This is a genomic window from Adhaeribacter rhizoryzae (genome assembly GCF_008629685.1).
GTDB lineage: Bacteria > Bacteroidota > Bacteroidia > Cytophagales > Hymenobacteraceae > Adhaeribacter > Adhaeribacter rhizoryzae.
In genome coordinates, this window is sequence record NZ_VWSF01000038.1 from 15,715 (window position 1) to 27,725 (window position 12,011).

Sequence of the window (12,011 nt, forward strand, 5' to 3'; positions counted from 1 at the left end):
ATATTAACGGCCGCTATTACGTTTACCCACCTACCGTCCAGCGGCTAAACATAATAACTTGTTACAGCCACTAGTTAGTGGCAATTTAAAATAATCATCTTAAATAATGGATTATTCACAAAAATTAAGGATTAAAACAGCTATGATAGTTTACGAACTCGAACTATCATTAGGTAAGTATGTTATAACCAATGAGCATATAAATCAAATTCCAGAGATAGCTATTGAATCTATTATCACTAGAGAAAAATCTAAGGGAAATAGTCTTGCCAATACTGATCTCAACTTAATAATTGAAGCAAGTTATTTAGATGAAATTTTTACTCTCGCACTCAAGATTACTGAAGGAACAAACTATCATATTCACATGCTAGAATTGAAACAGTTATGTTCTCTTTTAGGCATTTTTAACATAAGAAACGCAGTAAGTCATCCAAATCGTCCTTTTCCAGACTCATATTGGTTCCGAGCAGCTACTATTGCGAGTGACCCATTAATTGAAAAACTAAACTTAACAGCAGTACGAAATGCATTAAATTCTGCGGTTGAAGAAAATTTAAACACGCCGCCGCATGAGTGGTTGCATAACGTGCACTGGGCAATTCCTAATACTCTGCCGACAATTTTTGATCATGAAATAACAGGATTGCTGGGCAGAGAAAAGGAATTTAAAGATCTGGAAAATGTTTTAGCAAAACATAGAAATAATCTTATTGCTATTGTTGCTCCCGGAGGTATCGGCAAGACTTCTTTAATGTTGCAGTATCTTAAAGATGTAAGTTTAAGTCCTACTTGGTCCTCAAAATTGAGCTCAATAATTTTTTGCACTCTTAAAAATGAAAAGTTAACAGTTGAAGGTGTTGAATTATTGGATGCTATAAGCGGAATTGAGCAAATCAAAGATGCGATACTGAAGGATTTGAAAATAATGTATCCAAAACAAAATTTTTCAACATTTGACGAAGCTGTTGAGGTGCTTGAAGATGAACGAATATTGCTATGTATTGATAATTTAGAAACTTTACTAATAGATTCTCAAAAGGAATTCATAGAACTTAATCAATCTTTACCGTTAAAATGGAGGTTGCTAGTCACAAGCAGAGTATCTATTGACTCTGCAACTACAATACCATTAGAACCACTGGGGAAAAGGCATGCCGTTAATTTAAGTCGCAGTTACTTACGCAAACGAGGGGTTTTGGACTTTAAGCAAGAAGATTTAGAGAAAATTGCGGAAGCTGCTAATAACAACCCTCTTGCCATTAGATTGACAATTGACTTATACTTAAAAGGGGGTGATATTGTCAACTCAATAAGCAAATCCCAAAAGGATATAGCTTCATTTTCATTCAAGAATTTAATTGAGTCCCTACATGAAAATTCTGTTATCGTACTAGAAGCCATATATGCAGCTGGTAACCCTAGTAAATCTGAATTAATGGAATTTTTGAGATTCTCGCAAGAAGAGCTAATCGAATCATTAAATGAATTAGCAAAAACTAGCTTAATACTAAGGAGTACAGATGAGTTTGGAAACGATACTTATAAACTAAGTGAATCTATAAAAGATTTATTACTTAGTAATCCCAAAAATATTGAGGTTAGGAATAGCATAACAGAAGACTTAAAAAGACGGAAAGCAAAAATATTAGAGCAAGCGACAAGGATTAGACAGCTCGGATTAACAGAATTTGATGAGGAATTTATTCCAGAAAACATTGACCCTAATATCTATAGCATAATAACAGATTTAAATAAAGCCTTATCCAAATCTGGAGATTTGGTCTCAAATCATTCAGATCTTTCTATTCTCAAAGAAAAAATAGGCGATCAAATTCGTTATAATACTAATGATCCGTTGCTGCTGTTTAGTTATTCAAGAGTTTTCAAGGCATTAAGAGACACAGCAAATGAAATAACTTATCTTAAAAAAGCAGAGAGGGCAAACTCAAATTCTCCAAGAATTAAATTAGCTTTAGCTATTAGATACTTTCAAAACAATGATTATGAAGAAGCCATTACTTACTTTGAATATTTATATAATAAGGGATATAACGTTCCTTCAAATTCTACAAAAAAGTTCAGTTTTACAATCACAAAGTTATATTTATTAGGCCTATTATATTTGGGGGAATATGATAAGGTTCTTTTTTTGACGAGGGGTTGGAAAAAAGCAGAATCATGGAATGGTATGATTGGGATTTCAAGAGCCACTGCATTTAAGAGAAAAATGGAGTATAAATATGAGTTTATTGAAGATAATACTAAAATCATCAACGAGATATTCTTCATACTTGATTATATTTTTAAAACTGAAGGATATTTTGATGTAGCTTGTGTTGAGTCCAACAAAATTATAAAAGATTTAGATTTTATAGTCAATCCTTCTTACAATTATCCAAAAGAGTTAGTTTTAAATTATTTAAATTTTGTTGCGTCTCATTTTTTTAATATAGTATCTAAACTTAGAAATGAAAACATTAATAGTACTTCTAACCAAGAGTACATAAAGAAACTATATAAGTATGATATCAAGAACAATCCCCTGCATAGTGTAATGTGGTATAATGAAAAACAGCCTGATTCTAATTACGATAAAGAACATATTGAGGAATTACAATTAGATGGTTTTGAAATTGTCAAAGTGTATCATATACCGGAAGATAAAGGATATGGAATGTCTAGTTTTTTATTTGCTGAAAACGAACAAAAACAGGAATTTTATTTATCGGTGAATAATTTCGAATTAGGATGGAACGGATGGGGATATATTAAAGAGGGAAGTTTATTAGCAATAAAGCATCAGGGAGTCAGTATCAATAAGAAACCAATTCCCGCTACAGAAATATTGGAAATTGACCAGTATTAACAAATATTAACAAAGCATATAAACTGCCACTAACATGGTATTTATGCAAGCATGGCAGGACATAGTAAATTGTGCGGACAATAACATGGCAGTAGTATTTTTCAATCTAAAAGTAGTACTGCCAATGCCACACCTACATAAATACCTAAACGTAAAGGAGTAATTACATCTTCCAACCTCCCCGTTTGAGCTGCTGTTGCTGCTTTACCTCGGATTGCTTAATAGCAATTCTAGCCTCTTGTAAAGCTGCCCGGATTTGTACCTGGTGGGTATTGTCCAGACTGGGCACCTGTTCCAAGGCCTATCTTTTCCTGCTTGTCCCCCTTCTAGCCCATCTGCCGGTCAAATACCTGATTAGGTGTCAAATTGTTTATAATCGTTTTTATGTTAAACAGGAGTTTTGATGTCTATTAAAAACCAGATGGAATAACTTTTTTCAGAAATGCAATGCCAGGTTGATTTACTCAAATTTAAAGGCAATTAGCAGCAGGTTTGTGTGACCAGGTTTTAATCTTATATTCTTACAACGTTCGTTGTTAATTTAGCATTTAGGAGAGAGATGATAAGGAGTACTATTTTTACTTTGTTAAACTCTAAATGTTTAAATGGATACAATATTAAAAGTACAACTTTTCGCTTCTTTTGAAGTTGATATTTACGTGGATCTATTACAAGATATTTAAATATAAAACTTCTATTGATATAGGAGATTATCTTCGAGTGAATGTAATTCTAGTTGGGCTTCAATTTTATAGTATTCAATTAATTTGTTTTCTTTGATTGATATTCCTCTTTGTTCCAGTTGCTGATTTCTTTGGCTTAAGAACTTCATGGCTAAGGCTATTTTAACTTCATCTATAGCGTTGTGAAACGCTCTATGACAATTGGGGCATAAGCTAATTATGTTTTCAGGAACATCAATGCTGGCATCAAAATCGTCTTGAAATTCCATTGGTATTAAGTGATGAGCCTCAACAAATTGATGCCTATTTGTTGCAGAAATAAATGTTATATGGTTCTCATTATTTTCACATTTATAATTTGCCTTTTTGAGAGCCATAAAAGCTATATTGGGATCTCTTACCCAGGAAGTAGACGACGCATTTAATCTTTTAGCCTTCTTCTCAATTTTACCAACTGGTAAATCCTTCGGTTTGCCCGTTTGTATTTCTTCTTGAAATTCCTCTTCATTTACCTGAGCCCTTATATCAAGAATATCTGAGCCAACAAGACCTTTTAATTCTCTGTACAACCCTATAAAGTTTCTTAAATCATTAATGAGTTCACTATCAGCAGGAAAGTCAGTGAAAGAATAGTATTTACTACAAATATTTCCAGCCTCGTATCCTTTACCTAAATCTGAACTTGAAAATAGAACTATTGCTTCAGTATTATAATTGCCAATGCTCCTAAGGACCTTTTGGCATTTACTAGCATTTGCTTTTATATTTTCTCTTCCTACTCTTGTTCCATATTCTCTATAATACTGGGTACAACCTTGATTTAAGCTTAGGTATACGCCTTCCATGTTTGCTTGAAAAAGAAAAACTAAGTAAAAGCCATCTTGAGCAGATTTGGTAATCTCTTTATCAAAGACGCATATCCATGGAACATCGGCAAAAGCACCCGCACCAATCGAGCCTTCGAAAAGGTATTGAGAATAAGGAATTTTGGATTCATTCTGTAATAAATCCCTTAACTCTTTTTCAATAATTTGAAAAGACCTGTAAACAGATAATTTTCTAGGGCGAACAGGATCATTCAAAAAATTTGCCTTCTCTACAAAATAATTCCTGGATACATCTGTGAAAAGCTCTTTAATCATAACTCATTATACTTTTTGTTTGAACCTCGGGACTTCTCTATTGGATATTTATCATCGTTTTTATCAATTTTCGTAACAATAGCTTTATCTAAATCTATTCCTAAATCATTACTCAAGTAGGCAAGAAATATAAATATATCTGCCAGTTCATCTGCGATATGTTCTTTCTTTTCAATTTTAATAGAATTGATTTGCTCATTAGTTTTCCATAAAAAGAATTCTTGCAATTCAGATACTTCTATACTTAAACCAAGGCATAAATCCTTTATAGAGTGAAATTGCTCCCAGTTTCTTTCTTCTCTAAAAGCTATTATTTTTTTGATTAAATCTTTGTTTTCCATACTCTTTAGCGATAGGAATATCTGCAGGAGCTAGTTTATAAGTTTTTAGCTCATCGGGGTAAACCCATATAATTTTATCATGATCTTTTAACTGGAAATTACCCTTAACTAATTTTACTAAATATCCTAAGAGCTTGATAGTCTTTCCTGGATATTCATACACCGATGCTGCAATAAAATCAAGAATTTCTGTTTCTATGGAGAACTCTTCAAGTAACTCCCTTCTTAAGCATTCTTTTGGAGATTCGTCGTTTTCAATTTTACCACCAGGGAACTCCCAATAGCCCTCAAGGTGCTTGCCAGGCTTTCTACGCGCCAATAGGACTTTGTTATCCTTTTCAATTATTCCAGCAGTTACTTCTATCATTTTATTTGAATCTACATACAGCATTCTCAACATTAAGATAAAACATGCTTTAATAGAAATCTTTAATACAATAAATAACAATATATAAAAATTTGCATATAAAAGCTATTTAAGAATAAAAACTGGCATTAACCAGCTCGAAAGTAGATTCGTTGTACCTGGACCGCCTGAAACTGACTACCCCGGCTAGTTTTAAAACCAGCTTGATTTAATTTTTCCGCAATCGCTAACCAGGTCATTCCCTGTTGCCGGTATACCTGAATCAGTGCGGTCGCCCGCTGGTTATGCTCATTGGTAATCGCTTTCTGCCGGCGTACCAGGAGACTGGTAACCCGCGCCTGGTCCGTCAGGTTTTCCGGCTTCCCTAACTTTATGCCTTGCTTTTTCTTCATCTGCAGGGCCGCTTTCGTTCGACTACTGATAAGCTCCCGCTCGTGCTGGGCGAGTACGGCAAAAATGCCGATGGTTAAAGTATTCGCATCAGGCATATCGGCGCACACAAAATCTACCCCGCTATCCTTTAAGGTAAAAATAAAGGAGGCATTGCGACTGAGCCGGTCCAGCTTAGCAATGACCAGCGTCGCTTTTAATTTCCGGGCCTGCTCGATGGCAGCCACCAGCTGCGGCCGGTTATTTTTCTTGCCGCTCTCCACCTCAATGTATTCCCCAGCAATCTTACCACCTTTCAGAAAAGCGGCGACGGCATACTGCTGCGCTTCCAGCCCTAAACCACTAGCCCCCTGCTTGGCAGTTGATACCCGGTAATAAGCCACATACTTTTTTGTTTGCATGGGATAAAGATAGATATTTTACATTTGTTGAACGTCCGTTTAACTAATGTAAAATCCAGAATTTCTTAAGAAATTTCGCAAAAGAGGAGAGGGTAGGGGAAAAGGCTGGTGTTACTTTAGATTTTAATTGTGCGTTTAGGGGTTTATAAAATGAATGATAATTGGATATATGTAGGAGACAAGTAGACTGCATCAGTACGGCTACTTTCACTGGTCACAATAGCTTTTCTTTTGAATTTTCAGGGTTATAAGTATATTGTTGTGGCCAGTATAAAAGAAATATGTCAATTAAAACAATAAAAATTTTCATAGCATCTTCTGCTGAATTAAAGGCTGATAGAGATGAATTTAGACTTTTTATAAGCAAAGAGAACGACAGGCTTCACGAACAAGGTATTTATCTTAAGATTTTGCAATGGGAACACTTTCTTGATGCTATATCTGATACCCGGCTTCAGGACGAATACAATCAGGCTATCCGTAAATGTGACATTATGTTTTGCCTGTTTTTTACTAAGGTAGGAAAGTATACAGATGAAGAATTCGATACAGCCTACCAATGTTTTAAAGATACTGGTAAGCCTAAGATATGGACCTATTTTAAGCAAGCTCCCGTCGATATGAGCTCGCTTACTGAAGAGATTTCAACCTTATTTTCTTTTAAGAAAAAGCTATTAGACCTCGGGCACTTTCCTGCTGTTTATATAAACATTGATAATTTAAAATATAAATTCCGGGGTCAGTTAGATGAGATACTGCCGCAATTCGTCGGGAATAATGCATCCATTGAACCAAAGGCTGATGAAAGTAAAGCCTCAAAAATTGAGTTATGCAATGAAGTGGTAGTGGAGGATACTCTTAATTTTCACTATAACCCGCAGGAAGTTAACCGACAGCACTTAAAAGAGTTGATAAACGGGCGTTTCCGAAAATTTGCATGGTCCTTAGCACACGGAGGAGGAGGAATAAGCCAAAGTTCTTATGCAATATCAGCTGATGGCAAAGTCTATGGTTGGGGAGGTGAGGACAATGGGGAATTGGGGAATGGCACTTCTAATAGTGCTACTCCCGTTGATATATCTGGTTATGGCGCCCTAGCTGGCAAAACAATAGTAACCGTAGCAACGGGTCGAAATTATAAGCTGGCTTTAGATTCAGATGGTAAGGTTTATGTCTGGGGAGGTAATAACGGGGCATTACCATTAGAAGTAAGCGACCTTTCTGACATTACTGCTATTGCTGTGGGTGATGCTCATTCTTTGGCTTTGAAATCAGATGGTACTGTCTACGCTTGGGGTGCTGGTGGTGAAGGTCAGTTAGGCGATGGTCATTTTGAACCGGGGAGTTATGCTGTACCTTTTAGAGGTTCAACATCTTTACCTGTTGGTGGTCTTTTAGGGGTAATCGCTATTTCCGCTGGGGCTAATCATTCTTTAGCGGTTAAATCAGACGGTACGGTGTATGCCTGGGGAGATGATAGTTATGGTCAGTTGGGTAATGGTTATATTCGTTCTGGCGACGACTATCTTACTAAATCAACAGCAAGTGCAGTACCGGAGAAAGTAAATGCTTTATTTGATGTTATTGCTGTTGCCGGAGGAAGCCACCATTCAATAGGGCTAAAGTCAGATGGTTCCGTCTATACCTGGGGTAATGCGGGATATGGTCCTTCCACTAGTAAAAAGCCCGTGCAGGTGACAGAACTTTCAGAGATTATAGCTATTGCGAGTGGTACACAGCATTCTTTAGCTCTAAAACTGGATGGAACAGTTTATACTTGGGGATATGGTGAGGGTGGTCAGTTAGGAAATGGTACTTATAGTAGCAGTTCAGTACCGGTGCAAGTGAAAGACCTTTCAGATGTTACTGCTATTGCTGGAGGGCTCTTTCATTCTCAAGCTCGTAAGTTAGATGGAACCGTTTATGCCTGGGGAGGTAACAATTATGGGCAATTAGGAAGTAGTGCTTCCTCAAATAGTGCTGTGCCAGTACTAGTACCCATTTCTCTTAAACCTACGATTGAAACTATCTCTTTACCGAGTAACGTGTTTTACGTTGGTCAAAAAGATATCTTAGTTGGTTTCATAACGGAAAGCATTACAGCGGAAAATTATGACCAGAGGGAAGTTTATATAGCTCAATTATCTAATTCTACTGGCAGCTTCAGTTCGCCAGTAACTATAGGAACAGGTGTTAGCTACTCAGGCTATTATTGGCAAATCAGCTGTAGCATTCCTGACAACACTCCCCTTAGCACCGGGTACCGCATCCGAGTAATAAATTCTAAAACAAATTTGTTGGGTTTAGATAATGGTAGTAATCTTACTATCTACGCATCTCGTGCTAGTATTAACTGGCAGGTACTGGAAGATTTTGAGCGACCAAATCCATGGCCTTGGCTGCCATGGAGAACTCCAGGAGACGGGTCTAATGTTAGCGGCGTGCTTTCTCCTTATGTAGCAAATTTTGGTCAATATGGAATTAATATTGGTGACTGGGCTTATAGAGCTGATGTAATGCTTGGAAATCCTGGAGACAAAATTTCATTGTGGGTGAAAGATAGTGCCTCCCTTGGCTTTCAAGCGTCACCTATAGAAACCCATTCCTTTGCAATAGGTAATAACAGAATAACATTTAATTATCTTGAAAGATATTTATGGTATCCATATCGGCAGTTGTCCGCTGCAGAATTTATTAACCAACCAGATATATGGTATAGACTGGAAGTTACCTTTTGTGAGCCGGGTTTTGTAGAGGGAAGGGTGTATGATTCAGATGGAATAACTGAATTAGCTTTTTTGAAGTCTAGATATTATAATAGAGGCCTTGGAGGTATTGCTATGAAAGGAAGGTGTATGGATGATATTACATATTATTTAGGCCCTAGTTAAATTATAGCTTCTAACACCCTGTAATACACTCCGTAGACTTTTAGCAAACCCTGCTCATAGTATTTTCGCTACTTTTTGGTTTTTCTATTATCAAGTAAACGAATTTTAGCTATATTGCGTTCAAATGATTGTATAGCAACATTCAAATTACTGATTATGTCACTTGATTCGATTGTAGAAGTAATGGGTGGCCCCAAAAATATTGGCCGAGACATTCATAACACACATGATTTTATAATCGCTTCACGGGAGGGTATCTCCGTGGCTGTCATCAAGGTCCTCCAGAACAGAATAGGTTTGACCAATAAAATGATGAGTAGCATCCTGGAGATCTCTGAGAGCACGCTGCAGCGCCTTATTAAGCAAAAAAGCCGACTGGGCAAGTCAGAATCTGAGGCTGCCTATGAGATTTCTAAAATTATCGCTAAGGGCATAGAAGTATTCGGAGACGAGCAGGAATTCACCGAATGGCTTTACGCTAAGAACACCGCCTTGGGAGATGAAAGGCCAATCGACTGGCTAGACTCGTCCATTGGCCGGGAGCAGCTGGAAGATCTATTGGTTGGTATTCAATACGGCCACTACTCCTAAGTATGGTTGTATACCGTTTAGCCAACCGGGACTATATCATGGACTTGACCGGGACTGGGGGATTGTTCGGGTCGGGCAGATGGCATGACAAAGGAATACGAATTCTATATACAGCAGAAAGCTTCTCTTTGGCCAAACTGGAGGTGCTGGCCAACACAAAGTCCATCCCCAAGAACTATGCCCTGATCCGCATAGAGATTCCGGACGACCTAGAACACAAGGAACTCAATATAGAAGACCTTCCAACTAATTGGAACACCTTTCCTCATCCCAAGGAGCTAAAGGTTTTTACAGAGGAGTGGATCAGGGAGAATAAGTACTTAGTGATGCAAGTACCGTCAGTACATTCCCCTTACGAGAAAAATTATCTGATCAACCCAATGCACCCGGACGTGTGGCGGATTAAAATATTGGAAAACAGGCCGCACGATTTTGATTCCCGTCTTAAATAAGGGAGTGACATAGGGAAAATACCTTGAGAAGGCGGGCTTCTTCCAAGGGTTGTCGAAAGCCCTATTTAACATAAAAACGATTATGTGCAAATAAGGACTTTTGTTAAAATATATGTTCGACCAAAGAGAGCAATGTAGGCTATCCAGGAGCATGCCTGGGATGGAACAGAAGTTCCTGTGCAGTTAGATAAAGCTCCGCAAGAGCAACCCAACAATTAAGGGTGGTAGCACCGGGATGTTTGGAAATGGGAAGTAGTAAAACTTATACTTAGTACTTTTTCGCTACGAACAAGCATTAGCGTTGTAGGGGAAATAGTGTTCCATAAACCCTTGTATACCAATAAAATGCTTGCTATTCGCCACCATTTGTTAATACGGTATTTACCTTTAATAATTTTTTGAGTAAAGTATTGTAGAATACCCACAATCTATTAAATTGGTATCAAATGGAAACAAGTTTGAATAAAACCGCTGCTATATTTTCACCTAATTTAACTAGTACATTCTTAGGGGAAATAAAGCAAACCCTCTTGCTTTTCGATGTTGTTGCAATACCTATTACTAACGTTTTCACTGAGAAGTTTAATAGCATTCCATCCGAGTATCAATCTCATTTCAATGATAATTTAGATTATTTAGAGGAGACTGGATTAATATTTAAATCTGTAAGGGGAATGGATACCAAGTTTGAACCGGGAACAAATCCTATAGTAATTGATTCTGAAATTGGTCTTGAAAGGCACGTTGCTTCACAGAACGATTATGCCACGTATGCAGATGGTATAGCCAGAGTTCATGCTTTTGCGCTGAATCACGAAGACATTGACCACGATTTTCATTGTGTCCCTATAGTAAAGAATCCGAAGCTGCCTTCGAACTTTTATTCAACAGAGCGAGGGATCATACTCAATGTTTTACTTCATAACATTCCTATTCCAAACGAACAAACCCCTTTAGAAGCCATACTGGATTTCAAGAATGACAAAGATAACATTGGTAGAATTGCTGCGTTAAGAAAGTGGGCAAATAAAACCGCAAAACTAAATTTACCTCCTGCTGAACTCAAGGATGAGATTGATGATTTATTGTATCGATATAGAAAGAGTTTGGAAATACATAAAATCAAATATAGTAATGGCATTCTCCAGTCACTTGTTGTTGGTTCTGCTGAACTATTTGAAAATATAATAAAACTAAAGTTTTCAAACATTGCAAAAAATTTGTTTTCAATGCACGATGCAAGAGCTGATTTGATGCTTGCTGAACTCAACTCACCGGGGAATGAGTTAGCTTATATTTACTCAACTCAGGAGAAATTTCACTTAGCTTAGTTATATTTTTTCAGTCATCGTTTTTCTTTTGTTTGTTTTAACTGTTATTGCGTTTGTTGTGGATCTTTTGTTGTCCTCCGTTAAATATTCGCCATTTTTCACATCGCCACTGCCAGTCTCAATTTCAGCACTCAAAGGCAGATAAAATCAAAGTATCAATTCACAAAAGAAAGTTTCAAGCGTGATTTCACTCGGTAGGAGTTGGTAGCGAACTAGATGGAAGGTTAGCAGCCAACTAGAGTACATAAACCATATAGTATATTCCCAACACTACCCTAGTATATATATATATATATATAACTGGACTAATGAATATACTATAGCCTGAGATGGAAAGTGTCTTTTTAATTTTACAGTAAAAGTACCAGAAAAAGCCTAAAAATAATTCCCGCTCCATTCCCTCCAAATGGCTTTTCGCCGATAACTGGTATTATCCTATGTTTGTCCTGTTGCCTATATTTGGTTTAAAGAGATGAAAGGAAGGTTAAAGATTTAAGGTATTATTTGGTCTTGAGAACCTGTTTAACATGAGAATCCCCTTCCTTTTCTATGG

The 12,011-nt window shown here is 36.9% G+C and carries 9 protein-coding genes; 5 read left to right on the top strand and 4 right to left on the bottom strand.

What is annotated here, in order from left to right; translation table 11 throughout:
• Positions 1-106: 106 nt before the first annotated feature.
• Complete coding sequence (locus F0145_RS25495; protein WP_150093422.1) at positions 107-2,869, top strand: ATP-binding protein; 2,763 nt, start codon at positions 107-109, stop codon at positions 2,867-2,869.
• Between the two features lie 694 nt (positions 2,870-3,563).
• Here the strand turns inward: F0145_RS25495 and F0145_RS25500 are convergent.
• From F0145_RS25500 to F0145_RS25515, 4 genes are all read right to left on the bottom strand, one after another.
• Positions 3,564-4,694 carry an MrcB family domain-containing protein gene (locus F0145_RS25500; RefSeq protein ID WP_150093423.1) on the bottom strand — a complete coding sequence of 377 codons (1,131 nt, stop codon included), beginning with the start codon at positions 4,692-4,694 and terminating at the stop codon, positions 3,564-3,566.
• Positions 4,691-5,035, bottom strand: coding sequence for a nucleotide pyrophosphohydrolase (locus F0145_RS25505; protein ID WP_150093425.1), 345 nt, complete (start codon positions 5,033-5,035; stop codon positions 4,691-4,693). The genes F0145_RS25500 and F0145_RS25505 overlap by 4 nt, the downstream gene beginning before the upstream one ends.
• Positions 4,995-5,402, bottom strand: coding sequence for a (deoxy)nucleoside triphosphate pyrophosphohydrolase (locus tag F0145_RS25510; protein WP_150093427.1), 408 nt, complete (start codon positions 5,400-5,402; stop codon positions 4,995-4,997). Before F0145_RS25510 ends, F0145_RS25505 begins: the two co-directional genes overlap by 41 nt.
• A gap of 128 nt (positions 5,403-5,530) precedes the next feature.
• Positions 5,531-6,193, bottom strand: a complete 663-nt coding sequence (locus F0145_RS25515; protein ID WP_150093429.1) for a recombinase family protein — start codon at positions 6,191-6,193, stop codon at positions 5,531-5,533.
• Between the two features lie 281 nt (positions 6,194-6,474).
• On the opposite strand from F0145_RS25515, the gene F0145_RS25520 reads away from it, so the two are divergent.
• The 4 genes from F0145_RS25520 (at position 6,475) to F0145_RS25535 (ending at position 11,458) form a co-directional block, all read left to right on the top strand.
• Positions 6,475-9,084 carry an RCC1 domain-containing protein gene (locus tag F0145_RS25520; protein ID WP_150093431.1) on the top strand — a complete coding sequence of 870 codons (2,610 nt, stop codon included), beginning with the start codon at positions 6,475-6,477 and terminating at the stop codon, positions 9,082-9,084.
• Between the two features lie 156 nt (positions 9,085-9,240).
• On the top strand, positions 9,241-9,675 hold the full coding sequence (gene parS / locus F0145_RS25525; RefSeq protein WP_223816238.1) for a type II RES/Xre toxin-antitoxin system antitoxin: 435 nt from the start codon (positions 9,241-9,243) through the stop codon (positions 9,673-9,675).
• Positions 9,676-9,677: 2 nt separating this feature from the next.
• Positions 9,678-10,127, top strand: coding sequence for an RES family NAD+ phosphorylase (locus F0145_RS25530; RefSeq protein ID WP_150093433.1), 450 nt, complete (start codon positions 9,678-9,680; stop codon positions 10,125-10,127).
• 446 nt (positions 10,128-10,573) lie between these two features.
• Positions 10,574-11,458: a hypothetical protein gene (locus F0145_RS25535; protein WP_150093436.1), complete on the top strand. Its 885-nt coding sequence runs from the start codon at positions 10,574-10,576 to the stop codon at positions 11,456-11,458.
• Positions 11,459-12,011: the final 553 nt, after the last annotated feature.